At 69.7% G+C, this 26,620-nt stretch carries 28 protein-coding genes; 19 read left to right on the top strand and 9 right to left on the bottom strand.

Translation table 11 applies throughout. The annotated features are described in order from the left end of the window. Positions 1 to 5: 5 nt before the first annotated feature. Entirely contained in the window at positions 6 to 515 is a 510-nt protein-coding gene (locus tag BMY74_RS04130; protein WP_089909485.1) for an Lrp/AsnC family transcriptional regulator, read from the bottom strand. A 74-nt stretch (positions 516 to 589) separates the two neighbouring features. Here BMY74_RS04130 and hppD point away from each other — a divergent pair, with 74 nt between their 5' ends. Further along, on the top strand, positions 590 to 1,771 hold the full coding sequence (hppD, locus tag BMY74_RS04125; RefSeq protein WP_177229554.1) for a 4-hydroxyphenylpyruvate dioxygenase: 1,182 nt from the start codon (positions 590 to 592) through the stop codon (positions 1,769 to 1,771). 114 nt (positions 1,772 to 1,885) lie between these two features. After that, on the top strand, positions 1,886 to 2,080 hold the full coding sequence (locus BMY74_RS04120; protein WP_143091439.1) for a hypothetical protein: 195 nt from the start codon (positions 1,886 to 1,888) through the stop codon (positions 2,078 to 2,080). Between the two features lie 89 nt (positions 2,081 to 2,169). Here the strand turns inward: BMY74_RS04120 and BMY74_RS04115 are convergent, their stop codons facing one another. The 3 genes from BMY74_RS04115 to BMY74_RS04105 form a co-directional block, all read right to left on the bottom strand. After that, a complete protein-coding gene (locus BMY74_RS04115) occupies positions 2,170 to 3,315 on the bottom strand; it encodes a cystathionine gamma-synthase (RefSeq protein WP_089910498.1) in 1,146 nt (381 codons plus the stop codon). 116 nt (positions 3,316 to 3,431) lie between these two features. Then, positions 3,432 to 4,544 carry an RDD family protein gene (locus tag BMY74_RS04110; RefSeq protein WP_089909477.1) on the bottom strand — a complete coding sequence of 371 codons (1,113 nt, stop codon included), beginning with the start codon at positions 4,542 to 4,544 and terminating at the stop codon, positions 3,432 to 3,434. An 88-nt stretch (positions 4,545 to 4,632) separates the two neighbouring features. Continuing rightward, complete coding sequence (locus BMY74_RS04105) at positions 4,633 to 6,003, bottom strand: cystathionine beta-synthase (protein ID WP_089909474.1); 1,371 nt, start codon at positions 6,001 to 6,003, stop codon at positions 4,633 to 4,635. A gap of 117 nt (positions 6,004 to 6,120) precedes the next feature. Between BMY74_RS04105 and BMY74_RS04100 the strand changes: the two genes are divergently transcribed. From BMY74_RS04100 to BMY74_RS04090, 3 genes are all read left to right on the top strand, one after another. Next, positions 6,121 to 6,993: an SGNH/GDSL hydrolase family protein gene (locus BMY74_RS04100; RefSeq protein ID WP_089909471.1), complete on the top strand. Its 873-nt coding sequence runs from the start codon at positions 6,121 to 6,123 to the stop codon at positions 6,991 to 6,993. Positions 6,994 to 7,084: 91 nt separating this feature from the next. Then, positions 7,085 to 8,305, top strand: coding sequence for an acetyl-CoA C-acetyltransferase (locus BMY74_RS04095; protein WP_089910496.1), 1,221 nt, complete (start codon positions 7,085 to 7,087; stop codon positions 8,303 to 8,305). Positions 8,306 to 8,466: 161 nt separating this feature from the next. Next, on the top strand, positions 8,467 to 8,676 hold the full coding sequence (locus tag BMY74_RS04090) for a hypothetical protein (protein ID WP_143091438.1): 210 nt from the start codon (positions 8,467 to 8,469) through the stop codon (positions 8,674 to 8,676). Here BMY74_RS04090 and BMY74_RS04085 read toward each other — a convergent pair. Further along, positions 8,673 to 9,083: a GNAT family N-acetyltransferase gene (locus BMY74_RS04085; RefSeq protein ID WP_089909464.1), complete on the bottom strand. Its 411-nt coding sequence runs from the start codon at positions 9,081 to 9,083 to the stop codon at positions 8,673 to 8,675. The genes BMY74_RS04090 and BMY74_RS04085 overlap by 4 nt on opposite strands. 190 nt (positions 9,084 to 9,273) lie before the next feature. Beyond that, positions 9,274 to 10,080 (bottom strand): Bax inhibitor-1/YccA family protein, encoded by an 807-nt coding sequence (locus tag BMY74_RS04080; RefSeq protein ID WP_089909460.1) that lies wholly within the window; start codon positions 10,078 to 10,080, stop codon positions 9,274 to 9,276. A 318-nt stretch (positions 10,081 to 10,398) separates the two neighbouring features. Between BMY74_RS04080 and BMY74_RS04075 the strand changes: the two genes are divergently transcribed. The 3 genes from BMY74_RS04075 to BMY74_RS04065 all read left to right on the top strand — a co-directional run bounded on the left by BMY74_RS04075 (position 10,399) and on the right by BMY74_RS04065 (position 13,701). Next, a complete protein-coding gene (locus BMY74_RS04075; protein ID WP_089909457.1) occupies positions 10,399 to 11,787 on the top strand; it encodes an MSCRAMM family protein in 1,389 nt (462 codons plus the stop codon). Next, positions 11,772 to 12,482: a class F sortase gene (locus BMY74_RS04070; protein WP_089909455.1), complete on the top strand. Its 711-nt coding sequence runs from the start codon at positions 11,772 to 11,774 to the stop codon at positions 12,480 to 12,482. Before BMY74_RS04075 ends, BMY74_RS04070 begins: the two co-directional genes overlap by 16 nt. Before the next feature lie 70 nt (positions 12,483 to 12,552). After that, the gene (locus tag BMY74_RS04065; protein ID WP_245785874.1) at positions 12,553 to 13,701 is read left to right on the top strand and encodes a polysaccharide deacetylase family protein; all 1,149 of its coding nucleotides are present in this window, start codon (positions 12,553 to 12,555) and stop codon (positions 13,699 to 13,701) included. A 15-nt stretch (positions 13,702 to 13,716) separates the two neighbouring features. On the opposite strand, the gene BMY74_RS04060 is transcribed toward BMY74_RS04065, so the two are convergent. After that, positions 13,717 to 14,751: a PQQ-dependent sugar dehydrogenase gene (locus BMY74_RS04060; protein ID WP_089909449.1), complete on the bottom strand. Its 1,035-nt coding sequence runs from the start codon at positions 14,749 to 14,751 to the stop codon at positions 13,717 to 13,719. A 287-nt stretch (positions 14,752 to 15,038) separates the two neighbouring features. Here BMY74_RS04060 and pqqA point away from each other — a divergent pair, with 287 nt between their 5' ends. The 6 genes from pqqA to BMY74_RS04030 all read left to right on the top strand — a co-directional run bounded on the left by pqqA (position 15,039) and on the right by BMY74_RS04030 (position 19,314). Further along, entirely contained in the window at positions 15,039 to 15,161 is a 123-nt protein-coding gene (pqqA, locus tag BMY74_RS44050; protein WP_143091437.1) for a pyrroloquinoline quinone precursor peptide PqqA, read from the top strand. A gap of 77 nt (positions 15,162 to 15,238) precedes the next feature. Further along, the gene (pqqC, locus tag BMY74_RS04050) at positions 15,239 to 15,934 is read left to right on the top strand and encodes a pyrroloquinoline-quinone synthase PqqC (RefSeq protein ID WP_089909443.1); all 696 of its coding nucleotides are present in this window, start codon (positions 15,239 to 15,241) and stop codon (positions 15,932 to 15,934) included. Beyond that, positions 15,931 to 16,203, top strand: coding sequence for a pyrroloquinoline quinone biosynthesis peptide chaperone PqqD (pqqD, locus tag BMY74_RS04045; protein WP_245785873.1), 273 nt, complete (start codon positions 15,931 to 15,933; stop codon positions 16,201 to 16,203). Before pqqC ends, pqqD begins: the two co-directional genes overlap by 4 nt. Next, positions 16,196 to 17,275, top strand: coding sequence for a pyrroloquinoline quinone biosynthesis protein PqqE (gene pqqE / locus BMY74_RS04040; RefSeq protein ID WP_089909438.1), 1,080 nt, complete (start codon positions 16,196 to 16,198; stop codon positions 17,273 to 17,275). The genes pqqD and pqqE overlap by 8 nt, the downstream gene beginning before the upstream one ends. Then, positions 17,272 to 18,147, top strand: a complete 876-nt coding sequence (gene pqqB / locus BMY74_RS04035) for a pyrroloquinoline quinone biosynthesis protein PqqB (protein ID WP_089909435.1) — start codon at positions 17,272 to 17,274, stop codon at positions 18,145 to 18,147. Before pqqE ends, pqqB begins: the two co-directional genes overlap by 4 nt. Before the next feature lie 18 nt (positions 18,148 to 18,165). Further along, complete coding sequence (locus tag BMY74_RS04030; protein WP_089909433.1) at positions 18,166 to 19,314, top strand: PucR family transcriptional regulator; 1,149 nt, start codon at positions 18,166 to 18,168, stop codon at positions 19,312 to 19,314. Here the strand turns inward: BMY74_RS04030 and BMY74_RS04025 are convergent. Then, on the bottom strand, positions 19,268 to 20,110 hold the full coding sequence (locus tag BMY74_RS04025) for an SGNH/GDSL hydrolase family protein (RefSeq protein ID WP_177229553.1): 843 nt from the start codon (positions 20,108 to 20,110) through the stop codon (positions 19,268 to 19,270). The two genes, BMY74_RS04030 and BMY74_RS04025, sit on opposite strands and share 47 nt — an antisense overlap. 116 nt (positions 20,111 to 20,226) lie before the next feature. Here BMY74_RS04025 and BMY74_RS04020 point away from each other — a divergent pair, with 116 nt between their 5' ends. From BMY74_RS04020 to BMY74_RS04000, 5 genes are all read left to right on the top strand, one after another. Then, positions 20,227 to 20,967, top strand: coding sequence for an inositol monophosphatase family protein (locus BMY74_RS04020; RefSeq protein ID WP_218159505.1), 741 nt, complete (start codon positions 20,227 to 20,229; stop codon positions 20,965 to 20,967). After that, complete coding sequence (locus BMY74_RS04015; RefSeq protein WP_089909428.1) at positions 20,964 to 21,647, top strand: SDR family NAD(P)-dependent oxidoreductase; 684 nt, start codon at positions 20,964 to 20,966, stop codon at positions 21,645 to 21,647. Before BMY74_RS04020 ends, BMY74_RS04015 begins: the two co-directional genes overlap by 4 nt. Positions 21,648 to 21,952: 305 nt before the next feature. Beyond that, on the top strand, positions 21,953 to 23,002 hold the full coding sequence (locus BMY74_RS04010; RefSeq protein ID WP_143091436.1) for a YncE family protein: 1,050 nt from the start codon (positions 21,953 to 21,955) through the stop codon (positions 23,000 to 23,002). Positions 23,003 to 23,021: 19 nt separating this feature from the next. Beyond that, positions 23,022 to 24,389, top strand: a complete 1,368-nt coding sequence (locus tag BMY74_RS04005; RefSeq protein ID WP_089909422.1) for a hypothetical protein — start codon at positions 23,022 to 23,024, stop codon at positions 24,387 to 24,389. Between the two features lie 16 nt (positions 24,390 to 24,405). Then, a complete protein-coding gene (locus tag BMY74_RS04000) occupies positions 24,406 to 25,266 on the top strand; it encodes a tachylectin-related carbohydrate-binding protein (protein WP_089909419.1) in 861 nt (286 codons plus the stop codon). A gap of 68 nt (positions 25,267 to 25,334) precedes the next feature. Here BMY74_RS04000 and BMY74_RS03995 read toward each other — a convergent pair whose 3' ends face one another. Beyond that, the gene (locus BMY74_RS03995; protein ID WP_089909417.1) at positions 25,335 to 26,423 is read right to left on the bottom strand and encodes an MrcB family domain-containing protein; all 1,089 of its coding nucleotides are present in this window, start codon (positions 26,421 to 26,423) and stop codon (positions 25,335 to 25,337) included. Positions 26,424 to 26,620: the final 197 nt, after the last annotated feature.

Here is a 26,620-nt window from a genome sequence, read left to right as displayed (position 1 = left end):
GCCGGTCACTTCGGTGGCCGGCCCTTCACGCGTTCCAGGAGGGGCCGCACGCGCGGGGGCACGGGTGTCGACAGCGCGATCGACGTCGAGAGCCTCCGGACGTGAGGAACGTCAACGATGTGATCGACCACGCGTTGCAGGTCGGAGTTCGACCGCGCGACCACGCGCACGAACAGGTCGCCCTGGCCGGTCGTCGCGTGCACCTCGCACACCTCGGGGATCGCGGCGAGACCGTCGCACACCTCCGCACGTCGTCCCTGCGCGATCTCGACGACCGCGAACGCCGTGAGGCCGAACCCCATCGCGCCGAGGTCGAGCGCCGGCGGGAACCCGGTGAGCACGCCGCGTTCGACGAGCCGGTCGAGCCTGGCCTGCACGGTTCCCCGCGCGACCCCGAGCCGGCGCGAGCATTCGAGGACGCCCAGGCGGGGTTCGTCTGTCAAGAGCAGGAGCAGCCTGGCGTCCAACTCGTCCACGACCTGGTCAGAGTGCTCACTCTGTTGATCTGAAGGCATAGATCACTATACAAATTGTCCTGAGAAATCGCTGACTGTTGCTCACCCTGCTAGGTCGAATCATGCTGATGGGCATGACGCAGCAGCTTGACGACGTGAGCTACGACCAGCTCCGCCAGCTCGTGGGGTTGGTCGACTACGACGCGACCAAGGACCCCTTTCCTGTGCGCGCCATGGACGCCGTGGTGTTCGTCGCGGGCAACGCCACGCAGACCGCGTGGCTCTACCAGGTGGCGTTCGGCATGGAGCTCGTGGCCTACGCGGGCCCCGAGACCGGCCAGCGCACCCACAAGTCGTTCGTGCTGAAGTCGGGCTCGGCCCGCTTCGTGATCCACGGCGGCGTCACCCCGAACTCCGAGCTCCTCGACCACCACCGCCGCCACGGCGACGGCGTCGTGGACCTCGCGCTCGAGGTCGGCGACGTCGACCAGTGCATCAAGCACGCCCGCGAGCAGGGCGCCACCGTCCTCGAAGAGCCGCACGACGTGTCCGACGAGCACGGCACCGTGCGCCTGGCCGCGATCGCGACGTACGGCGAGACCCGCCACACGCTCGTCGACCGCTCCAAGTACACCGGCCCGTACCTGCCCGGTTACGTGGCGCGCAGCTCCACGGTGAAGCGTCCGGAAGGCGCCCCGAAGCGCCTGTTCCAGGCCGTCGACCACTGCGTCGGCAACGTCGAGCTCGGCAAGATGGACTACTGGGTCGAGTGGTACAACCGCGTCATGGGCTTCGTGAACATGGCGGAGTTCATCGGTGACGACATCGCCACGGACTACTCGGCGCTCATGTCGAAGGTCGTCTCCAACGGCAACCACCGCGTCAAGTTCCCGCTGAACGAGCCGGCGATCGCGAAGAAGAAGTCGCAGATCGACGAGTACCTCGAGTTCTACGAGGGCGCGGGCGTCCAGCACATCGCGCTGGCCACGAACGACATCATCAAGACCGTCACCGCCATGCGCGACGCGGGCGTCGAGTTCCTGGAGACCCCGGACTCCTACTACGACGACCCGGAGCTGCGTGCCCGCATCGGCGAGGTCCGCGTCCCGATCGAGACCCTGAAGGAGCACCGCATCCTCGTCGACCGCGACGAGGACGGCTACCTGCTGCAGATCTTCACGAAGCCGATCGGCGACCGCCCGACCGTGTTCTACGAACTGATCGAGCGCCACGGCTCCCTGGGCTTCGGCAAGGGCAACTTCAAGGCCCTCTTCGAGGCGATCGAACGCGAGCAGGAGCGGCGCGGCAACCTCTAGTGACGCCACTGGTGCCGATCCCCCGGTAGGCTGCCTTACGGGGGACTCACATCGGGTGGAGGTGGCATGGCATTCGCGCGACGCGTGGCCGCGGTAGTTCCGCTGGTAGGAGCCGTGACCACGGCTGTGGCACTGACCGGCGCGGCGTTCCTGACCGTGGCGCACGCGGGTTGTGACGAGGCCGGCCGCTTCGTCCGCACCGGCGACACGCTCCAGTTTGTCGGCGGCTGTGTGAACGGCGCCGAGCTACCGGCGGCACCGACGGCCGAGGCCGAGAACGTGGACAGGTTCGGCTCGAAGAAGCCGTGAGACGCAGGAAGGCCCCCTCCCGGCCGGGAGGGGGCCTTTCGCGTTGTCGAGCCCTGAGGCTGCGGGTCGCAACCAGGCCCCGAGCAGTCTCAGCCCAGCGCCTCGAGCAGGTCGGCCACCAGGTCGTCCCCGGACTCGATGCCGACCGACACGCGCACGAGATCCGCGGGCACCTCGAGCAGCGACCCGGAGGTGGACGCGTGCGTCATCTTCCCGGGGTGCTCGATCAACGACTCGACGCCACCCAGCGACTCGGCCAGCGTGAACAGCTTCGTCCGGGCGCAGACCTCCAGCGCCGCGGCCTCGCCACCGTCGACGATGAACGACACCATGCCGCCGAACCGGCTCATCTGCTTCGCGGCGACGACGTGGCCGGGGTGCGACTCCAGGCCGGGGTAGATGACCTTCTTGACCCGCGGGTGCCTGGTCAGGGCCTCGGCGACCAGCTCGGCGTTGTCCGAGTGCTTCTCCATGCGCAGCTGCAGCGTCTTGATGCCGCGCAGGGTCAGGTACGCGTCGAACGGGCCGGGCACCGCGCCGGCGCCGTTCTGCAGGAACCCGAACGCGGCGTCGATCTCCTCGTCGGAGGTGATCAGCGCGCCGCCGACGACGTCGGAGTGGCCGCCGACGTACTTGGTCGTCGAGTGCAGGACGACGTCGGCGCCGAGCTCCAGCGGGGTCTGCAGGGCGGGTGAGGCGAACGTGTTGTCGACGACCAGCTTCGCGCCGGCGCCGTGGGCGACGGAGGCGATGGCCGCGATGTCGCCGATGTTCAGCAGCGGGTTGGTGGGGGTCTCGATCCACACCAGCTTGGTCTCGGGGCGGATGGCCGCGCGGATCGCGTCGACGTCCGAGACGGGGGCCGGGGAGTGAGTGACGCCCCACTGCGAGAAGACCTTGTCGATCAGGCGGAACGTGCCGCCGTAGGCGTCGTTCGGGATGACGATGTGGTCGCCGGGCTTGAGGAACGTGCGCAGCGCGGCGTCGGTGGCGCCCATGCCGGAGGAGAACGCACGGCCGTAGCGGCCGCGTTCGAGCGACGCGAGGCAGGTCTCCAGCGCGCGGCGGGTCGGGTTGCCGGTCCTCGAGTACTCGAAGCCCTCCCGCAGACCGCCCACGCCGTCCTGGGCGTACGTGGAGGTCGCGTAGATGGGGACGTTCACCGCGCCCGTCGTCGGGTCCGGGTCCTGACCGGCGTGAATCGCCCTGGTGGCGAAGCCGTATGGCGTGCTCATGTCCGAAGGGTACTCACCCGTCTGGCGGTCGACGGCCGCAGTCCACGTCGTGAACACCCCCGGAAACGACGGAGCCCCCGGCCACCTGGAGGTGACCGGGGGCTGCGCCGTTGGCTCTACCAGCCCTGCTGCTGACCGCCGTAGCCCTGCTGCGGGGGCTGGCCGTAGCCGCCCTGCTGGGGCTGCTGCGGGTAGCCGCCGGTGTTCGGCTGCTGCGGGTAACCGCCGGTGCCGGGCTGCTGCGGGTAACCGCCGCCGTAGGCCGCGGTTCCCGGCCAGTTGATGACGACCGTGCCGCAGATCTTGTCGGAGTAGGTCTCCTTCTTCGGCTGGTTCCACAACGGCGCGAGGTAGTTGATCAGCGCACCGATGCCGCAGAGGAGGCCGAACGCGTAGTTCAGGAGCAGGCGGAGGAACGCGACGCCACCGCCGGGCGGCTGCTGCGTGTCCTCCTTGATGACCTTGATCTTCGCGACCTTCTTGCCGATCGACTGCCCCGTGGAACCGCCCTTGAGGACCGTGTTCCAGATGAAGAAGCCGAACAGGCCGCCGTAGCCGACGACGTAGGCGATCAGCACGAACAGACCCGCCGAGGACGGGTCGCCCGTGCTCGCGCCGATCCCGGCGACGAGGCCGATGATCAGGCCGGCGACGAGGCCGGGGGCGGCGTAGTCGATCAGGCCGGCGACCGCGCGCGAACCCCACTCGGCGTAGCCGGTGGGAGGCTGCGGGGCACCGCCGTACGCGGGCTGGCCGTAGCCGCCGGGCTGGCCGTACGCACCCGCGGCCGGCTGGCCGTACGGGTTCGACTGCGGTGCGCCGTAGGGCTGCTGCGGCTGACCGTAGGCACCCGCGGCGGGCTGGCCGTACGGGTTGGACTGCGGTGCGCCGTACGGCTGCTGCTGCGGCGCGCCGTAGGCCGGCGGCTGCTGCGGCGGTGCGCCGTACGGAGGCGGCGGCTGCTGGGCGGGGAACCCGCCGGAGCCGGGGCCCTGCGCGGGGAAGCCGCCCGAGGAGGGCGGCGTCTGCCCGGGGCTGACGACCTGGGTGGCGTCCGCGTTCTGCTGCGGTGCGGCAGGAGCCTGTCCCGGCGAGACGACCTGCGTCGCGTCCGGGTTGGGGTTCGCCGCTGACGGCTGGCCACCTCCCGGGACGATCTGCGTTGCGTCCGCGTTGGGCTCCTGCGGCTGACCGCCGAACGGATTTCCTGGCGGCTGCGGAGCGTTCATCCGGTTTCCAACCCCCTTGGCTGGGCCGTGTACGAGTGAGACTGGTGTTGATCGGGCGTCACGCTATCGGACGCACGGGCTTCCACGCTCAGCGACCAGCCAAGAAGCCCAGAATGTCCTGCCGCGTGACGACGCCGGCGGGCTTGCCGTCCTCGAGCACGAGGGCCGCGTCGGCGTGTGACAGAGCGTTCATGGCGATGCCGACGGGCTCGCCGGCGCCGAGGGTCGGCAGCGGCGGCGACATGTGCTTGTCGAGGCGGTCCGACAGCTGCGCCTTGCCGGTGAACAGCGCGTCGAGCAGGTCGCGCTCGTTGACCGCGCCCGCGACCTCGGCGGCCATGACCGGCGGTTCGGCGTTGACGACGGGCATCTGCGAGACGCCGAACTCGCGCAGGATCGCGACGGCGTCACCGACGGTCTCGTTCGGGTGGGCGTGCACGAGGTCGGGGAGCATGCCGCCCTTGCGGCGCAGCACGTCGCCGACGGTGGCGCCGGTCGAGTCGGGCGGCAGGAAGCCGTAGGAGGCCATCCAGCGGTCGTTGAAGACCTTGGACAGGTAGCCGCGGCCGCCGTCGGGGAGGATCACTACGACGACGGCGTCCTCGGGCAGGTCGCGGGCGATGCGCAGCGCCGCGGCGGCGGCCATGCCGCAGGAACCGCCGACGAGCAGGCCCTCCTCGCGGGCGAGGCGGCGGGTGATGTCGAACGAGTCGGCGTCGGAGACCTCGACGATCTGGTCGGCGACGGTCTTGTCGTAGGCCTCGGGCCAGAAGTCCTCGCCGACGCCTTCGACGAGGTACGGGCGGCCGGTGCCGCCGGAGTAGACGGAGCCCTCCGGGTCGGCGCCGACGACCGTCACGGCGCCGTTCGAGATCTCCTTGAGGTACCGGCCGGTGCCGGAGATCGTTCCGCCGGTGCCGACGCCGGCGACGAAGTGCGTGATCCTGCCTTCGGTCTGGCGCCAGATCTCGGGGCCGGTCTGGTGGTAGTGGCTCGCCGGGTTCTCCGGGTTGGAGTACTGGTCGGGCTTCCACGCGCCGGGGATCTCGCGGACCAGCCGGTCGGAGACGTTGTAGTAGGAGTCCGGGTGCTCGGGCGCGACGGCGGTCGGGCACACGACGACCTCGGCGCCGTAGGCCTTGAGGACGTTGCGCTTGTCCTCGCTGACCTTGTCCGGGCAGACGAACACGCACTTGTAGCCCTTGCGCTGGGCGACGAGGGCGAGGCCGACACCGGTGTTGCCGGACGTGGGCTCGACGATCGTGCCGCCGGGCTTGAGCTCACCGGACTTCTCGGCCGCCTCGACCATGCGCAGCGCGATGCGGTCCTTCACGCTGCCGCCGGGGTTCAGGTACTCGACCTTCGCCAGCACCGTGGCCTTGATGCCCGTCGTCAGCGAGTTGAGCTTGACCAGCGGCGTGTTGCCGACCAGATCGACGACGTGTTCGACGTACTCCACCGGTATCTACTCCCCTGCTCCCACTCTCCGAGATAGCGGGACGAAGCGTAGCTCTAGTGGCTGCGGAGGTTGATTCGAACAGCGCGGCCGACGATTCCGGGGAAGGAGGTGGCGCGGATGATCGGGCTGAGGACGCTGCGCGCGGTGGCGATGACCGCCGCGACGCTCGGAGGGCTGTCCGGTGCGCTGGTCGGCCTGCTTACGGAGCAGGGAAGACGTGCTCGGGTGGCCATCGGCGTGCTGGAGCACCTGTGGCCGGCGCCGGACGGCGTGTACCTCGACGACGGCGGCGACCCGGTGCGGCTGGCGGTGCTCGGCGACTCGATGGCTGTGGGGGTCGGTGTGACCCATCCCTCGCAGATGCCGGGCGTGTTGCTGGCGGAAGCGCTGGCGGAGGAGGCGGGACGGCCGGTGCGCCTGTCGACGTACGCCGTGAGCGGGTCGACCACGCGTGACCTGGTGCCGCAGGTCGACGCGGCCGTGCGGGACGCGCCGCAGGTCGCGTTGATCATCATCGGCGCGAACGACGTGACGTCGCGGATGGGAACGGCCGCGTCGGCGCGGCTGCTGGCCGAGCAGGTGCGCAGGCTGCGCGCGATCGGGTGCGGCGTGGTCGTCGGCACGTGCCCCGACCTGGGGACCGTGCGGCCGATCGCGCAGCCGTTGCGGGCGATCGGGCACCGCTACAGCGTGCGTCTGGCGGCCGCGCAGACGGTCGCCGTGCGTCAGGCGGGTGGTGTTCCGGTGTCGTTGGGGAACCTGCTGGCGCCGGAGTTCATGGCGCGGCACGCCGACATGTTCAGCTCGGACCGGTTCCACCCCAGCGCGGCGGGCTACGAGGCGGCCGCGGGCGTGCTGCTGGCGCCGTTGTGCCAGGTCGCCGGCCTGTGGGCGGGGTGGAGCAGTCCGAGCGCGCCGATCCGGTCCGCGGCGGCGCTGGCGATGCGGCCGTCACGTGTGTCGGCGTGGCTGCAGAAGCGGCACGTGTGAGTTTCGGAATGCTCGTCACTCGCGCTGGCCGGGGTGAGCGGCCGTTAACTAGGCTCGACGGCGACCCTGACTCTCAACGAGGAGTTCCGTGATGCCTGAGGCCGTGATCGTCTCCGCTGCCCGCTCCCCCATCGGCCGCGCGGGCAAGGGCTCGCTGAAGGACGTCCGTCCCGACGACCTGGTGGCACGGATGATCCGCGCGGCACTGGACAAGGTGCCGCAGCTCGACCCCGCGCAGATCGACGACCTGATGCTCGGCTGCGGCCTCCCCGGCGGCGAGCAGGGCTTCAACATGGCGCGCGTCGTGTCCGTGCTGCTGGGCTACGACAACCTGCCCGGCACGACCGTCACCCGGTACTGCGCCTCGTCGCTGCAGACCACCCGCATGGCCCTGCACGCCATCAAGGCGGGCGAGGGCGACGTGTTCATCTCGGCCGGTGTCGAGACCGTGTCGCGGTTCGCCAAGGGCAGCTCCGACTCGTGGCCCGACACGCACAACCCGCTGTTCGGCGAGGCCGAGGCGCGCACCGCGTCCGTCGCCGCCTCGGGCGCCTCGGAGTGGGTCGACCCGCGCACGCTCGACGTCGTGCCGGACGTTTACATCCCGATGGGCCAGACCGCCGAGAACCTGGCTCTGCTCAAGGGGATCTCGCGCCAGGAGATGGACGAGTTCGGCGTCCGCTCGCAGAACCTCGCCGAGAAGGCCATCGCGGACGGCTTCTGGGCGCGCGAGATCACGCCGGTCGAACTGCCCGACGGCACCGTGGTCTCCGCCGACGACGGCCCGCGCGCCGGCGTCACCTACGAGGCCGTGTCGCAGCTCAAGCCCGTCTTCCGCCCGGACGGCCGGATCAACGCCGGCAACTGCTGCCCGCTCAACGACGGCGCCGCGGCCCTCGTGGTCATGTCCGACACGAAGGCCCGCGAGCTCGGCATCACCCCGCTCGCCCGCATCGTGTCGACCGGCGTCTCGGGCCTGTCGCCGGAGATCATGGGCCTCGGCCCGGTCGAGGCCTCGAAGCGCGCGCTGGCGCTCGCGGGCCTGTCGGTCTCCGACATCGACCTCGTCGAGATCAACGAGGCGTTCGCCGCCCAGGTCATCCCGTCCTACCAGGACCTCGGCATCGACCTGGACCGCCTGAACGTCAACGGCGGCGCCATCGCCGTCGGCCACCCGTTCGGCATGACAGGTGCCCGCATCACCACGACCCTGATCAACTCGCTGCAGTTCCACGACAAGCAGTTCGGTCTCGAGACCATGTGCGTCGGCGGCGGCCAGGGCATGGCGATGGTCATCGAGCGCCTGAGCTGACCATTCGTCAAGATCTGCAAATTGACGCCTGCAAGTAGCTCCGCTTCACCCGAACGGAGCTACTTGCCTGCCCCCTTTCCGCCGATGAGACAAACATCGCTCAATGGCGTCATCAGGCGAGGGGAAGTCCGTCCCTACCGATGAGCAAGGAGGGGTCGGACATGCCGTACGTGTGGTGGCAAAGCGAATATGACCTGCAATGCCACGCTTTCTCTCTCGATCAAGCCGATGGGTCGCGCAGCTTTTACGAGGCCGTCTGCGAACATTCGGTTCCCGACGAACGCGTCTCGCGCGCCCAGGCCGGTGCGTTGTGCACCGACTGCCTGATCAAGGTGGGCAGCGACCTGCCGGACGTGCGCTGGCGGGTCTAGCGCCGCCACATCCCGACTGAGTCCGGTGCGCTCTCCACGAAGCCGTGTCGTGCGTAGAGACGACGGCCGGGCGGGTCGGCGAGCAGACTGACGAGCGCGCCTGGTGCTGCCTCGCGGATCTTCGCCAGCAGCGCGGTGAGGATCGCGTCTCCCAGGCCTTTGCGCTGGTGCTCGGGCAGCACCGCCATGTCGATGACGACGAAGTACGTGCCTCCGTCACCGACCACACGGCCCATGCCCGCGGTTTCGCCTGATTCCACGTGAATGACACTTGCGCTGGCCCATGCGCCGGTGAGGCCCTTTTCGGCTTCTTCGCGCGGGCGTTCACTCAGTCCTGATTCTTTGCGCAGGCGCTGGTAGTCGTCGAGCGACGGCGGTTCCAGGACGAGCCGATATGCGGTGTCCACGCATTCCCCCTCAGTTGTGCGCGTTGTTCGTGCGATGACGGTAGAGGGCGATTCGCGCCATGCCCCACATGGTCGACCAAGAGGCGGGACACCTCGACCTGCTCGTTCACGCGAGAAGAACTTCGCCTCCCACACGACGCCGAAGGGGCGCCCCGCCGCAGCGGAACGCCCCTCCAGCACACCCGAAGCGTCAGTCCGAGTTGAAGTACGACAGCAGGCGCAGGATCTCGGTGTACAGCCACACCAGGGTGACCGTGAGACCGAACGCGATCTGCCACGCGAACTTGGCCGGCACGCCGGCGCGGATCGCCTGGTCGGCGGCGTCGAAGTCGATCAGGAAGCTGAACGCCGCGAGGCCGATGCAGACGAGGCTGAAGATGATCGCGAGCGCGCCACCGTTGCGCAGGCCGAGGCCGCCGTCGGTGAAGAAGCTCATGATCAGGTTGAAGAGCATCAGGACGCCGACGCCGATGAGCGCGCCGGTGATCCACTTGGTGAACTTCGGCGTGACGCGGACGGCGCCCGTCTTGTAGACGACGAGCATGCCGGCGAAGACGCCGATCGTGCCGATGATCGCCTGGCCGATGACCACGACGCCCTGGCCGGGGGTCCTGGTCATGTTGTCGATCACGCCGCCGATGATGCCGCTGAACGCGCCGAGGAAGATGCCCTCGACGGCCGCGTAGGCGATGACGAGCGGCGGGCTCGGGTTGCGCTTGAACGTGATGATCAGCGCGAGCACGAGGCCGATGATCGCGGCCGGGAACAGCAGGAACCACGCCTGCATGAGGTACGTGACGACGGCGGTCGCGGCCACCACGGCGAGCGTGATGCCCGTCTTGGTGACGACGTCGTCGATCGTCATCGGCCGCTCGCTGGTCAGCGGCGGCGGGGCCTGCTGGTAGCCAGCCTGTTCTGGCTGGCCGAAGCCTGCGTAGCCTCCGTAACCGCCGCCTGTCGGCAGGTTACGGAAAGCCGGGTTGCTGCTCGAGCGCACCTGGTCCTCCTGGGGCGTTGCTTTACGCCGTCACGGGGTACAACGAGCACGCTCGGTGCCATGTTCCCCATCGGTAAAGGCGACTTTACCCCCGACGACGATCACACGTGCGCAAATACCGCGGTAACTCCAGAGCGTTATGAGACTGCGGCGTGTCGCGGCGTGTCCCTCACGAAGGCCGTAAGCCCGGTCACATTCCATTCACAGTCACACCCTCAGTGACGACACACTTCCCCCTCGTGGCGGCTTGTCCCCGGTGTGGGGGAACGAGAAGCTCGCACGCGGGATCTCACAGGTCAGAGGGGATGACGATTCACCATGGGCTGGAAACGTCTGGCCGCCGTGGCGGTGGTTTCGGGGCTGGCGCTCCTGACCGTCCCCGCGACGGCGACCGCAGTCGGCGTCAAGGGCATCGGCCACAGCGCGTCGGGGCTCCAGCCCAACGCCACACCGGGTAGCGAGTGGCACGGCTCATACATGTGGCAGGACAAGCAGGTGTGGTGCGTGCAGTACGCCCTGCCCGCGCCGGACAGCGATGTCGGCTACAAGGAAGGCGACGCGCTGCGCACCAAGGCGGGCAAGGACCTCGCCCCCGACATCGCGGCGAACATCTCCTACCTGCTGCTGCGCTACTCGACGACCAAGTCCCCGGACGAGGCCGCGGCGCTCGCGCACCTGTTGCACAGCTGGACGTCGGCTCCCGACGGCGAGGTCACGTACGACACGACCGACGCCAAGCGCCTCGCCTACAACGCGGAGTTCTACGCCGCGCGCCTGCCGCAGTCCGTCATGGACACCGTCGCGCGCATCAAGGCCGACGCCGAGGCCAACCGCGGCCCGTGGACGCTCACCGCGACCGCGCCGAAGGAACCGCTGGTCATCGACGCCGAGTCCAGCTGGACGCTGTCGCTGGTCAAGGCCAACGACAAGGGCGTCACGAACGCCCCGATCGCCTTCACCCTGACCGACGCGAAGCTCGCCGACGGCGCCACCAGCGGCACGGCGACCACGGGTGCGGACGGCAGCCCCGCCGTGGTCAAGCTCATCGCCACCGGCCCGAAGCCGTCGATCGCGGCCGTCGCGGACTCCCCCGCCGACCGCCCGGTCGTGCACTTCCCCATCCAGACCGAGAACATGCAGCGCATGGTCACGACCGGTGGCGAGAAGAAGCTGAACGCCGCCGCGAACACCACCGCGAAGACCGCGCCCGGCGCCGTGAAGATCACGAAGATCGACTCCGAGACGAAGAAGTCGATCGCGGGCGTCGCGCTGCGCGTCACGGCCAAGGACCAGACGTCCGCGGCGAAGAAGCAGGACGACACCGACCTCGTCGGGACGGACGGCAAGCCGCTGGTGCTGCAGACCGGCGCCGACGGCACGGTCGAGGTGCCGGACCTGCGCACGCCGCAGGAGATCTGCCTCGTCGAGGTGGCCGCTCCCAAGGGGTACGAGGAGTTCTTCGACCCGAAGGCGCCGCCGTCCGCGTGCGGCACGCTCGCGGCGGGTCAGACGCTCGCGCTGGAACTGGTGAACAAGCCGAACAAGCCGGTCGTGCCCAGCACGATCCCGGCGGGCGCGGACGGGCAGACGCCGGTCGCGACGGCGTCGTTCGACACGCAGCTGCGTCCGGGCCTGATGCTGGCGGTGGGCGGCCTCGTGCTGTTCGGTGCGGCGCTGGCAGGCTTCCTGGTGTGGCGCAGGCAGTGAGTGGCAGGGCTTTCCTGACCGGGGCGCTGGTGGCGGGTGTGGCCGCCGCCAGCGTTCTGGTCGGCACGTCCGAGACCGCGGTCGTCAAGGGACGCGCGGTCGCGGACGAGATCCCGGTGGTCGCGCCGGGGCCGGTCGCGGACAGCCTGAGCACCGGCCGCGGTCCCGACCTCACCGGCCTGGTCGGTGGTGCGAACACGGCCAACGCCAAGCCCGCCGAGCCGGCTCCGCGGCAACAGCAGCCCGCGCCGCCCAAGGCGGGTCCGGGGTCCGTGCGGCTGCCCGCGGGCGGTTCGGCGACGCTGGTGCGCAAAGAGGTGAAGGACGGCGTGCTGCCCGTGCCCGACGGCATCGGCGAGGCGACGTGGTGGGGCACCGAGATCAGCGGCGCCGAGGGCGCGACGGTGCTGGCCGGGCACGTCGACTGGAAGGGCGCGAAGGGCCCGTTCGCGGAGCTGTGGCAGGCGCAGAACGGCCGTGAGGTCGTGATCGCCGACAGCGCGGGCAAGGAGTTCCGGTTCCGCATCAAGCAGATCGAGACCGTGCGCAAGGAGGAGCTCCCGGCGCGCGCGGTCGAGTTCTTCGGCCCGCGCGGCCCGCACCGGCTGGTCCTCGTCACCTGTGGCGGCACCTGGATCGGTGGTCAGCAGGGGTACGAGGCGAACAGAGTGGTCATCGCCGAACCCGTTCAGTGACCAATCCTGTACCTCACGCAACCCGTTCGGGTAACTAGTCGTCTCCTTTAGTGTGAAACGGTGGGGATGGTTGACCACGGGTGTGGCGCTGGGTCTGGTACTGGCAATGGTGTGGACCCTCGGGTCGCACGACGAACAGACCCCGGTGTCGGACTCGGGTCCCCTGCCGATGGCGCCGAGACTGCCCGCTCCGAAGGACGCGGGGCCGACGCCGACGGTGCCCGCCCCGACCCCCGAGCAGCTCGCCAAGCAGCCGTGGATGCACAAGCTCGCACCCGGTGAGAAGCCCCCGCAGTTCGTGCTCTTCTCCTTCGACGGCGCGGTGTCGAAGCAGCACTGGGACAAGGTCCTGCCGATCGCGAAGGCCAAGAACGCGCACGTCACCGGCCTGCTGTCCGGCGTGTACATGCTGGCGGACCAGGACAAGCTGCAGTACCAGCCGCCGGCGGGACTCAAGCGCGGCGTCTCCGACATCTCGTTCGGCGGCACCAGGCAGGACATCACCGCCCGCATCGGCTACCTGAACCAGGTGATCGCCGACGGCCACGAGATCGGCACCCACTACAACGGCCACTTCTGCTCCGGCGGCACGCAGCCGTCGGTCGACAAGTGGGACACCGCCGCCTGGAACCAGGAGCTCGACCAGTTCAAGCAGCTCGTCGACTCCTCCCGTGCGGCGGGCCTCAACCTGCCCGCCGACGCCGTCCGGGGTGGACGGACGCCGTGCCTGGAAGGCAACTGGGACCAGGCCTTCCCGGCGATGGCCGCGCACGGGCTCGTCTACGACACGAGCAAGGTGGCGCTCGGCGTGCAGTGGCCGACCGTCCAGAACGGACTGTACGAGTTCCCGATGCCCGAGGTGCGCGTCCCGGGACTGGGCAAGCAGGTCGTCATGATGGACTTCAACCTCTGGTACTCGCTCAACCAGGCCAAGGACGAACCGTGGCGCGCGGCCGACTTCGCGCAGATCGTGCTCGAAACCTACAAGTCGGTGCACCAGGCAGCGTTGAACGGCAACCGTGCGCCGATCGTCGTCGGCAACCACTTCAACGAGTGGAACGGCAACGCGTTCTCCACGGCGATGGAGCAGTTCATGGAGTTCGTGTGCGACAGGCCGGAGACGGTCTGCGCCACCTACACCGAGGTGATCCAGTGGATGCAGCTGCAGGATCCGGCGGTGCTCGACCAGCTCCGCCGGATGCCCGCAGCCCGCAACTGACAGCGACCCGGGTCGCTAGCCGTCGGTCGAGATGATCCGGTCGTCGTTCACGCCCGGCGAGCCGTTCGCGTCCTGGTTGGACGTGCCCAGCCACAGCGTGCCGTCCGGCGCCGTCGTCACCGCCCGCACGCGTCCGTAGCCCGTGAACACGGCCTGCGGGGTGCCGAGGGTGGTGCCGCTGACCGGGATCTTCCACACGCGCTTGCCGGTGACCGCGCCGACGTACAGGGCGTTCTTGTAGAACGCGATGCCGGTCGGGCCGGCCTGGCTGGTCGACCACGTCTTGACCGGGTTCGTCATGCCAGACACGTTGCAGTTGCCTTCACACGTGGGCCACCCGTAGTTCTTGCCGGCCTCGATGCGGTTGACCTCGTCGGTCGTGTTGTTGCCGAACTCCGTGGCGTACGCGGTGCTGCCGATCCACGTGATGCCCTGGACGTTGCGGTGGCCGATCGAGTACACGACGCTGCCCGCGCGGGGGTTGCCCGCCGCGGGCTGCCCCGCGGCGTCGAAGCGGAGGACCTTGCCTCCCAGCGAGTTCCAGTTCTGGGCCGTGCTCGTGTTCTGGCCGTCGCCGGTGGTGGCCCACAGGAAGCCGTCCGGACCCCATTCGAGCCCGCCGCCGTTGTGGTAGCGGTTCTTGGGGATGCCGGTCACGATCGGCTGCGGCGTGCCGCCGAGCTGGAGCTTGGCGACGCGGTTGTCGCTCGCCGTCGAGTAGTAGATGAAGACCGAGTTGTCGGTCGCGAAGCTCTTCGAGACCGCGAGGCCGAGCAGTCCGCCCTCGCCGCCCGTGGTCTGGGCCTGTTCGACCGTGTCCAGTTCGGTCACGGTCGTGCCGGAGATCTTCTTGATCTTGCGGGTGTCCCGCTCGGTGAAGATGCCGCTGCCGTCAGGCAGGAACTCGATGTCCCACGGGATGTCCAGCTTCGTGGCGAGGGTCCGTTCGGCCAGGACCGAGGGGGCGTCCTGGGCCGACGCGGGCACCGCGCAGAGGGTCGCGGCCAGGGCAGTGCAGGCTGCCGCCGCTGCGATTCGACGAGCACGCATGTGCTCTCCTTCTCGTCCGCTCGAGTGTGGCTGCGGCGGCGGTGTTGCAGGGCGTGTTCACGCAATCACACATCGCGAAGCGCCGCAACAGTCGTCGGAGGTCCCGGTATTCCCGGTCGTCGTCCGGGTGAAACCGACGGCGATCCCTCCGATGACTTCAGGTCACTTTCTGTACGGTCTAGACCGTGGCGGTCCGCACCACCTACCGTGTGGTGCGCCGCCGCGCCCTCACGGAAAGCGCTTGCACGCCCAGCCGGGCCTGCGGGCAGGAGACCGAGGAGTTGCGCATGAACGTTGCCGTCACCACGACCGAGACCAAGCTCCCCGAGATCAGGCGCGAGTGGGTCAAGCCCGACTTCCGCGACTTCGAGACCCCGATGGAGGTCACCGCCTACGCGGCGCGCAGCTGACGTCAGGTGGTGGGCCGGGGTTCCGCGCCGGAGCCCCGGCCTCTCGCGCGCCCTCCCCTGCCGACCGAGGAGTTCCCATGTCCGCCGTTCCTCCCGCGGAGTTCGTCGCCGAGCTGCGCGCCCTCGCACCCCGGTACTGGGACAGCCACCCGTTCCACCTGCGCATGCACGCGGGACAGCTGGGCAAGCACGAGCTGCAGGCGTGGGCCGCGAACCGGTGGTACTACCAGCGCTGCATCGCGCAGAAGGACGCCGCGATCCTCTCCAACTGCCCGTTGCCGGAGATCCGCCGCCAGTGGCGCGAGCGGATCGTCTGGCACGACGGCACGAAGCCCGGTGAGGGCGGTGCGGAGAACTGGATCCGCCTCGCCGAGGCCGTGGGGCTGACCAGGGACGAGGTGCTCGACGAACGGCACGTGCTGCCCGGCACGCGCTTCGCCGTCGACGCCTATGTGAACTTCGCGCGCACCAAGCCGTGGGTCGAGGCCATCGCGTCCGGGCTCACCGAGATGTTCTCGGGGGCGTTGATGCGCAAGCGTTTGACGGCTCTGCGGGAGCAGTACCCGTGGATCGCCGAGGAGGGGTTCGCCTACTTCACGAACCGCATCGAGGCGGTCGCCGGGGAGGGCCGGGCCACTGTGGACATCGTGGTCGAGCACTCGCGGACCCGCGAGCAGCAACTGGCCGCCGTCGCCGCGCTGTCGTTCAAGTGCGACGTGCTGCGGGCCGTGCTGGACGCCGTCGACTACTACTCGGGCAGGGGCAGGCCGTGACCGTGGCGCTGGACGCCGTGCCGCGGATCCGGCGCGGGGTGAAGTGCACCTACGACCAGATCCGGGAGGCGCACGTCGTGCTGTTCCCCGAGGGCGTGCTGGTGCTGAACGAGACCGCCGCTTCCGTTGTGGCGCTGTGCGACGGTGTCCGTTCCATCGGGGACATCGCGGTCGCGCTGGCCGACGAGTACGCCGGGGTCGAGCCCGGCGACGTGGCGGAGCTGGTCGCCCGCATGGTCGAGCGCAGGGTGGTGGACGTCCATGGCTGAGGCGCCTTTCGGGCTGCTGGCCGAGCTGACGCACCGGTGCCCGTTGCAGTGCGGTTACTGCTCGAACCCGCTGGAGCTGGTGCGCCGCGACGCCGAGCTGTCGACCGAGGACTGGCGGCGCGTCTTCGACCAGGCCCGCGCGCTCGGCGCGTTGCAGATCCACCTGTCCGGCGGGGAACCGCTGCTGCGCCCCGATCTCCCCGAACTGGTGGCGCACGCGAACAGCCTCGGTTGCTACGTCAACCTCGTCACCTCCGGCGTGGGACTCTCACGCGACCGGTTGCGGTCGCTGGCGTCTCTCGGCGTCGACCACGTGCAGCTCTCGTTGCAGGACGCGACTCGCGCCGGCAACGACCGGATCGCGGGCATCAAGGCGTTCGACCGCAAGGTGGAAGCGGCCTCCCACGTGCTGGACGAGGGCTTGCCGCTGACGGTGAACACCGTGCTGCACCGGCAGAACCTCGACAACGTCGCCGGCATCATCGCGATGGCCGAGCGGATGGGCGCCGAGCGCCTGGAGCTCGCGAACACCCAGTACTACGGCTGGGCGCTGCGCAACCGCGCGGTGCTCCTGCCGACGCGGGAGCAGCTCGCCGCCGCCGATCCGGTCGTCGCCGCGGCGCAGGAACGGCTGCGCGGGCGCATGGAGATCGTCTACGTCATCGCGGACTACCACGAGGCCCACCCGAAACCGTGCATGTACGGGTGGGGTGCACGGCAGCTCACGGTGGCGCCGAACGGGGACGTGCTGCCCTGCCCCGCCGCCACGGTGATCTCGTCGCTCGAGATCGAGAACGTGCGCGACTCGTCGTTGCACGACATCTGGCACCACTCGCCGTCGTTCAACGCCTTCCGCGGCTTCGAGTGGATGAAGGACCCGTGCCGGTCGTGCCCGCGCAAGGAGGTCGACTTCGGCGGCTGCCGGTGCCAGGCGTTCCAGCTGACCGGCGACGCCGCCGCCACCGACCCGGTCTGCTCGCTGTCGCCTGACCGGTCCACTGTGGACCTGATCCTGGAGACCGAGATGGCGCCCGCCGAGCTGCCCGTGATGGCGATGAGGAAGATGCGGTGAAGGCGGTCCTGCTGGGCACGACGGCGGGTGGCGGTTTCCCGCAGTGGAACTGCGCCTGCTCGTTGTGCGTGCGTGCCCGTTCGGGGGCGTTGCCGTCGCGGTCGCAGGACTGCCTGGCGATCAGCGGCGACGGCACGGGCTGGTGGCTGGTCAACGCCTCCCCGGACATCCGCACGCAGATCACCTCGTGCTCGTTGCTCGACCCCGGTCCCGGCGCGCGCGAGACCCCGTTGCGCGGCGCCCTGTTCACCGACGCGGAGCTCGACCACACCCTCGGACTGCTGACGTTGCGGGGTGGCAGGGGTTTGACGGTGTGGGCGCCCGGTCCGGTCATGCACGCGCTGAAGGACGAGTTCGACCTGCGCACGGTGATCGACGGGTACGCGCCGGTGGCGTGGCGGGAGGCGGCCGGCTCGTTCGACCTCGGCGGCCTGAGCGTGACGGCGATCCCGATCAGCGGCAAGCGGCCGAAGTACGCGCGTTCGTCCACTGTGGACGGCGACTGGGTGGTCGCCTACCGGTTCGAGGACCCGGTCTCCGGTGGTGTGCTGGTCTACGCGCCCTGCCTGGCGGCGTGGCCGGACGGGTTCGACGAGGTCGTCGCGGGGGCGGACTGCCTGCTGCTCGACGGCACGTTCCACGCGGCCTCGGAGATGGGATCGGCCACCGGCAGCGCGTCCGGGCAGGCCGCGATGGGCCACCTCCCGATCACCGCGAGCCTGCCCGAACTGCGGCGGTTCCCCGGCGTGCGCCGCCTCTACACGCACCTCAACAACACCAACCCGGTGCTCGACCCGTCGTCCCCGGAGGCGGTGGAACTGCACGAGGCGGGTGTGGAGGTTCCGCTCGACGGCACGGTGATCGAACTCTAGATCGGCCACAATCACGGGATGTCCTACGTGATCGGCGGCCGGCCGCTGGCGGCGCGACTCGTCGCGGAGATGCCGTCGTTCGTGCGGCAGGTGATCGCGGCGCTGGTGGAGCGCGTACCGGCGTACTCCCAGCTGCCCGCCGAAGAACTCGCCGGCGACATCCACCGCGTCACCGAGCACGCCCTGCGCGCGTTCGCCCAGGTGCTCTCGACCGGTGAGCTGCCGTCCGCCGCAGAGCTCGCGTTCCTGCGCGAGTCGGCGGCGCGGCGGGCCGAGGAGGGCGTGCCGATCGACGTGGTGCTCACCGCGTACCACGTGGGGATCCAGGTCGTGTGGGACGTGCTGGTGCCCGAGGCGCGTCCCGAGGAGGTCCAGGACGTGCTGGCGCTGAACGCGCTGGCGTTGCGGTACCTGCAGCTCGTGACGCCCGTGGTGAGCGCCGGGTACCTCGACGAGCGCCAGACGATGTTCGACGACGAGCGCTCGGCCCGTGCCACGCTGCTGACCGGCCTGCTCGCCGGAACCGTGGAGGCGCCGGGACCTTTCGTCGTGTTCGCCCTGCACCTGCCGCCCCACCCCGACGAACTGCTGCCCGGGGTGGACGCCGCCGTCGCGTCCCGGCGGAAGCTGCGGCGGGTGCGCACGGAACTGGAGCGGCACAGCCGCGAACCGGTGCTGTCGTCGCTCACGTCCGACGGCGGCCTCGCCCTGCTGCCGGGCGAGGACCTGCCGTGCGAACGGATCGTGGCGGACGTGACGCGGGCCGCCGGTGTGCCGGTGACGGTGGCGGCGGTCGCGGCCGGTGCGTCCGGCGTCGCGGCCGCCGCCGCGCTGGCACGGGAGGTGCTGGCCGTCGCGGTGCGGTCGGGTCCGGGCCTGTACCGGCTCACCGACGTGCTGCTGGAGTACCAGCTCTCCCGCCCCAGCGCCGCTGTGGAGCCGTTGGCCGCCATCGTCGAGCCGCTGACCGACGAGCTCGTGCAGACCCTGGAGGTCTACCTCCGGCGCGGCTCACGGCGCCCGGCCGCCACCGAACTGCACGTGCACCCGAACACCGTCGACTACCGGCTGCGGCGCGTCGCGGAGCTGACCGGGCTGGACCCGACGCGGATCGAGCACGTCACGCTTTTGACGGCTGCGCTGGCCGCACGGCGTTCGCGACCGTAGCGCCGAAGGCCGCCATGCCCGCCGCGTTGGGGTGCAGCGGCGCCGCGACCGTCGTCGGGACCAGGCCCTCCAGGTACCGGTCGGCGGGCTTGGCGCACGTGTCGTGCCCGACGCTGACGGCCGCGAGGTCCACGTAGGTCGCGCCGCGCTTCTCCGCCTCCGCCCTGGCCGTGGCGCTGAGCAGGTCCACCGACCGCTGCAGGAAGTCGGCGTCGCGGCCCCAGATCGGCTGGACCGGGTAGCAGCCGCCGGGACGGATGTAGGTGCCGTAGCCGGTGACGAGGACCTTGGCGTGCGGTGCGCGGCGCTTGACCTCGTCGAGGGCGGCACCGAACTCGGGCGCCCACCCGCGGATGGCCGCGGCGACCTGGTCACCGCCCGCGGTCAGCCGGGCCTCGCACGAGAGGCCGACGGGTTCGGGGAGCAGGTTGATGCAGCCCAGCGCGGTCTGCACGAGCCCGACGTCGTTGCCGCCGATGGTGATCGACACCAGGTCGGTGGTGGGCTTCAGCGCGTCGTACTGCGGCGCGACGAACCCGAACTGGCGGCCGGCGAAGTCGTCGGTCTTGGCGCCGGAGCAGGTGACGTCGGTCAGCCTCGCGCCGAGCAGCTCCGCGGCGACCTGCGGGTAGTTGCGGTCGCTGCGCAGGCACCACAGCGCCGGGTCCGGGTTCGGGATCAGCGGTCCCGCCGCCGCCGAGTCGCCCAGGGCGACGTAGTCGAGGGTGTCCGCCTGCGCGGTGCTTGTTCCGGCGACCAACATCGCCACGACAGCCAGCCCGGCCACGATTCGCATCCCGATCCTCCAACGTCGTTGTCAGGTCAGCTCATCGTGGTGGCTCAGATCACCGGTGCGGGTAGGACGTTGCCCAGAGTCATCCGGTCGTGTTTGTGACCGATCACAATGGGGGTGTGACTCCCGCAGATCTCCTGTCGTTGGCCACCCAGTCCTGCGTGGACGCCGCGAAGCTGTTGCGCGAGATCCGCGTGGACGTGTCCGCGAAGGGCGCCTACGACCAGGTCAGCAACGCCGACCTCGAACTGGAGGCGTTCCTGCGGGCGTGCCTGACCGAGGGCGCTCCCGGCTCTGCGGTGGTGGGTGAGGAGCTCGGCAGCGCGTCCGCCGAGGTCACGTGGTTCGTCGACCCGATCGACGGCACGCGGAACTTCGTGCGCGGCCTCCCGCTGTCGTGCATCTCCGTGGCCGCCGCGGTCGACGGCGTGCTGGTCGCGGGCTGCGTGCTCGACCCGTTCCGCGACGAGCTGTTCACGGCGGCGGCGGGCGTGCCGTTCGGCGTTCGCTCGGCCGGGCTCACGATCCCGCCCGGGGTGAGCCCGCGGCCCCTCGTGCTGACCGACATCCCGTTGCCCGGCAGCCCGTACGAGGGCGAGGTGGAGTTCCTGGCCGACCTGATGGAACGGGCGGACGTGCGGCGCGTCTACTCGACCGCGCTGTCGCTCGCGTGGGTGGCGGCGGGCAGGGCGGACGCGGCGGCGAACATCGGCATCCACCCGTGGGACGTCGCGGCGGGCGCGGTGCTCGTGCGCGAGGCCGGCGGGGTGTTCACCGGGATCGGCCACAACGCGTTCGCCGCGGGCAGGGGTGAGATCGTCGGCTGGCTGGCGGACCGGGTGGAGGGCATCGTCTCGTGATCGATCTCAGCGGCAAGGTCGTGCTGGTCACCGGAGCGGGCGGCACCATCGGCGCGGGGATCGCCGCCCGGTTCGAGGCCGCGGGTGCGCTGGTCGTCCGCCACCTCGGCCGTGAGGACGGCGACCTGCGCACGGAGGCGGAACGCGTGGTCGGTGAGGCGGCCGCACGGCACGGCCGGCTGGACGCCGTCGTGAACAACGCGGGCGCGCAGCCCGTGGACCCGTTGCCGGGCATGACCTCCGAGCGGTGGCGGTCCGTTCTGGACACGAACCTGACCGGTCCGTTCGCCGTCACCCAGGCCGCCGTCGCGCACCTGCCGGCCGGAGGCTCGGTCACGCACATCGCGTCGATCGAGGGCACGCACCCCGCGCCCGGTCACGCCCACTACGCGGCCTCCAAGGCCGGGCTGATCATGCACGCGCGGGCGGCCGCGCTGGAGTACGGGCCGCGCGGGATCCGGGTCAACACGGTCTCCCCCGGCCTCATCGCGCGGCCCGGCATCGAGGAGCAGTGGCCCGAAGGCGTCGCGCGGTGGCGGGAAGCCGCGCCGCTGACCCGCCTCGGCACGCCCGAGGACGTCGGTGACGCGTGCGTCTTCCTGGCGAGCGACCTCGCGAAGTGGATCACCGGGCACGACCTCGTGGTGGACGGCGGAGTGACGGCTCGGCCGACGTGGTGAGCCCGTTGCGGCGGCTGCCACTACACAGTTGACACCTTTCCGTCACAGTCAGTAGCCGATCACAGCACTACCCCAATTCGTACAGAACCGACAGGGTCCGACGGCCTGTCGGCGGCTTTACTTGCCACCTGGCATAAGACCAGTTCAGACGCGATACGTGACGCTCCCTCTACCGTGCGTATCAATCGACTATGGAATGTCTCAACTGGGTTACAGCACGCGTTCGGGCTACCGAGAGTGATAACACCCGCGTCCCTTTCGTCGAAAGGTCAGAAGTCGACTTGGACCGGAGGGGGACGGACGACATGACATCCGAGTACCGACCTGTTTCCCGACGCACGCTCCTGACCGCCGCACTCGGCGGGGCAGCTGTGGGCGTCGTCGGACAAGGCCTGTTCGCGGGAGCCGCCGGCGCGGCACCCAAGGCGGGCCGCCAGAAGCTCCTGATCGGCAGCGTGGACCGCCTCGGCAACGGCGTGGTGCAGCTGACCGACCCGAGCCTGACCGGCGAGCAGACGCTCGTGCCGGTCAACGGACAGCCGAACGGGATCGTGGGCTCGCCCGACGGTCTGCGCGCTTACGTGGGGACGGTCTTCGGGCCGGGTCTGAGCGTCGTGGACGTCGACGGCGGCCGCGTGACCGGCGAGGTCGCCGTCGGCGGGTTCGCCAACGAGGTGCTCGTCTCGCCCGACGGCAGGACGGTGTACGTGGCGACCGGCTCCGCCGGTGCCGGTGGTTCCACCGGGCACGTGGCCGTGGTCGACACGGCGAGCGGCGAGGTCCGGGCGAGGATCAAGGCAGGCCTGCTGCCGCGCTCGCTCGCGCTCAGCCCGGACGGCAAGCAGCTGTTCGTCGGCGACGAGCGGGCCAAGGGCGTCACGATCATCGACACCGCGAAGAACGCCGTGTCGGGCAAGTTCGAGACCGAGGGCAGGCCGCTGCTGCTCGCCATCGATCCCAAGGGCAAGAACCTGTACGTGGCGCAGTCGCGTGAGCTGGCCACGTTCGGGCTGCGCGGCGGCAAGTCCGGGGCGACCGCGCTCGACGGCATCCCGTGCGGCCTGGCGGTGCACCCGAACGGCACCTTCGCGGCCGTGAGCCTCTACGCGGGCCGCGACTCCGACTCGCAGCTGGTCACGGTGAACATCAACTCGAACAAGGTCAGGACGAAGGAGTCCAACGGCAAGGCGAACGGTCCTCTCGCGATGAGCAAGGACGGTGGCCGGGCGTTCGTGCTGGACAAGAAGAACCGCAAGGTCACGTCCGCGGACACGAACTCCGGCAAGCCGGACAGCTCTTTGCCGACCCCCAACTCGAACACGCCGACCTCCGTCGCGTTCGTCGAGACCGCCTGAGCGCCGGAGGGAACTCGCGATGCCCATCTCCATGTCCGTGAAGACCCTGGACTACACCCCGACCTGGCCGCCGTACCCCAGTCTGTGGATGGCCGGCTACGGCGGCGCGCCGCGCGGCAACCAGGGCGCGGTCGACCGCAGGCTGCGCGCCCAGTGCATCGTCATCGACGACGGAGCCGGCCCCAAGGTCATGCTCCGCATCGACGTCGTCAGCATTCCCAGATACGTGCACCAGTCGATCAGATCCCAGGTGCTGCCGTTGGTGAACAACCAGAACGGCAACTTCCTGATCATCTGCAGCCACACCCACTCCGGCCCGTTCATCGGCACCACGCGCCCGCACCCGTACGTGATGATGAGCCTCACCCCGGCGGACATCAGCGCGATCGAGGACACGACCAACGTGTTCATCTCGCAGATGGTCACCCTCGTGCAGGAAACCCTGGCGATGGCCCGCACGCAGGTCACGTTGTGGTACAAGGAAGGCAACGCGTCGATCGGCTACAACCGCGCCGGTGAGCCCAACGTCCTCACCACGGTCAACGCGCTGATCGCCCGTCGCACGAGCGACAACGCCCTGCAGACCGTCCTCTTCGGATACGCCTGCCACGCCGTGTCGCGCGGCATCGACAGGACGTTCTGCAGCGACTTCCCCGGTGCCGCCACCGACGTGATCAGCAACGCGCTCGGCGTGCAGGCGCTGTTCTTCCAGGGCGCCGCCGGCGACCAGGAGCCCATTGACGCGAAGAGCCCGAGCCAGGTCACGAACCTCGGCACGATCCTCGGCAACGAGGTCGTGTCGATGGTGAACTCGGGCGGCTGGACCGCCGTCACCGCCCCGATCACGACGTACTACCAGGAACTCAGCCTCCCGTTCACCGTGGACTTCGGCGACCCGGCCGCCGTGATCCGCGCCCGCAACAGCTACAGCGCCCGGCTCGACAACAACACACCGAGCGAGTACGCCTACCGCCACGCCGAGGTCATGCTCGAGCAGATCGCGGGCCCGGGCCTGCCGCGCGTGTTCCCGATGCCCATCCAGCGCTGGAAGCTGGGCGGTCTCAACATCTTCGCGATGTCGCACGAGGTCCTGTCCGAGTACGCCGCGAACCTGCGCAACCAGATCCCGGGCAACCTCTGGGTCATGGCCTACGCCAACGAGACCGAGGGTTACGTGGCGGCCAACGGCATCCTGCAGGACGGCGGCGCCGTGCGCTGGGGCTACGAGGCCGGCTGGGTCGACGATCCCGAGCTCTCCGGCGAAGACACGTGGACGACGTTCTACCCCTGGCCCGCACCGCTCAAGTTCAGCCCGAGCGGGCCCGCAGCGCCGGGAACGACCGAGCGCATCGTCATGGACGCCAGCACAGCAATGCTGAACCTCTGAGGGGTGGATCGAAGAAATGCCAGGACCAAGCACCACGTTGTCGTCCCGCTACGGCCTCGCACCGGTCTACCCGTGCGGCACGACCGGTAACCTCTTCCTGTTCGAGCACTCGACACCGGCCACCGGAACCTTCGCCTGGGGCCAGAGCTACCAGATCGGCGCGGGCTGGCAGGGCCGCGTCATCGCCGGCCCGAGCGGGTGGATGTTCAGCATCACCACCGGCGGCGAGCTCAGAGTGCTGCACTACAACGGAACCGGCTGGGACCTGCTCAACGGCAGCCAGTACCTCGTCCTCGGCCAGGGCTGGAACTACACCGCGGCGAACACCCGCAACCGGATCACGGTGGACGAGGACGGCGTCATCTACACCCTCGACGCCGCAGGCAACCTCAAGGCGCACTACTTCAACTTCACGACCCAGCAGTGGGCCGTGCAGGGTGCCCTGCTCGAGACGGGCCTGACCCAGTACAACGCGATCGTCGCCACCAGCCGAGGCGTCGTCTACGCGCGCAACGCGGGCGGCGCGATGTACCGCTACTACATCGACTTCTGGTCCGGCGCCACGGCGACCTGGGTCAAGCCGGTGTCGACGGTCACCACGGGCTGGCAGAACCTGAAGCACCTCAGCTCGGCCGGCGGCGAGACGTTCTACGCCGTGAACCAGAACAACGGCAACCTGCTCTGGTACAGCTACAACCCGGTCACCAAGGTGTGGAAGAACGCCAAGATCATCGGGTCGGGCTGGAACAGCGAGCAGGACGTCGTCGTGCAGTCCAACATCTGCTCGCGCTTTCCCTGGGACACCGCGTGCAACTCGTTCGGGATGCAGGACGGCGGGGCCGTGATCACGCGGCTCAACCAGGTGAAGAAGAACTGATCACTGCTTTTTCGGGCCCGCTCTCGGCTTTCGTGCCGGGGGCGGGCCCTTCGCATGTCCGGCTGGTGTCACTCGCCGACGAGGTACCGGTAGGACACCGGCGTGAGGTTGGGCTCCTTGACCGCCCACGGGCGGATCACGCGCAGGGTGCCGCCCGACGCCTCCGGCGGTGACACCGAGCGGTCGAGCACGATGCCGCTGACGACCAGCAGCATGTTGTTCGGGTACTCGCGCAGGTGCAGCTCGACCTCCTTGCGCGTCAGGATGATCTCGGAGGCGTCCGTCCACGTCGTGGTGGTGCCTTTGACCTCGACGTAGACGCGCTCGTCCGCACGACGGGCATCGAGGTCGTAGGACTCCTTGGCCCCGACGTCCTCCACGTCGTATCCCTGCTCCTCCAGGTACTCCGTCGCCACCGCGACCGCGCGTCGTTCGATCGCGATCCGTTCCGGCGCACTCTGACGAAGTCCCTGCCCACTGCGGGCTTTGCCCGCCAACCGCTCCGCCTCGACCTCCGCGTCGGCGATCTCGGGAGCCGTCGTGCCGTGGTCGAGGAGCTCGTACAGCTCGCTGAGGACGGAGACGAGGAAGGTCAGGTCGTCGGCGAGCACCTGGTCGGAAGGCAGGTCTCCCAACGGGTACTCGAACGCCACGACGGTGCCGTCCTCGTACGCCCGCCCCAACTCGGACCGGGTGGCCTTGAGTTCGATCGCGTCGACGAGGTCCGGCCGCGCCCGCAAACTCGCCGACAGCGCCTCCCGCATCTCGTACGCCCGTTGCCGGAGCCCGCTCCCCGGCAATCCCTTGTACTCGCGGTTCTTCTTGCGACTGGCGGCCTGCATCAGCGACAGGTAGACCCGATCGCCCGGTGCCGCGAACAGGTAGACGACGTACCAGCCCTTGGTAGCGGACGGAGACCGACTGGCCGAATGCACGCGCGCCCAAGGGATCTCGGCCCTGTTGCCGGCGCCGTCACTGCTCCCGACCCGCCAGTCGGTGATCTCGACCGGAGCCGCACGTCGGAGGTCGGGCAACCGCTCCCGCAGCCAGTTCGGGATGTCGTGGCGGATCAGTCGGCCGCGTTCCTGCATCTCCGGTGTGTTCTCGGAGGTCCACTCGGCCTGGAGCTGCATGACGTCACGGAGAAGCTCACGCATCGGGAACGAGCCACCACCTTCACAGCACGATCAGTGATCTCAAGATCGCACATGGCCCGTTCGGGTGTTACTCGATCGTGGCGGTTGAACACCCAGCGCGGCCGATGATCCACAGGCCGCCAGAGGGCTGTGATCACCAACACAAGGCGGCGGCAGTGGTACGCGGGCACCACTTCGGCACGTGACGAGCGCGCGGA

It is taken from the genome of Lentzea albida (assembly GCF_900111005.1).
GTDB classification, from domain to species: domain Bacteria; phylum Actinomycetota; class Actinomycetes; order Mycobacteriales; family Pseudonocardiaceae; genus Lentzea; species Lentzea albida.
The sequence above is the reverse complement of the archived record's forward strand: the minus strand, read 5'-3'. Positions and strand labels throughout refer to the sequence as shown.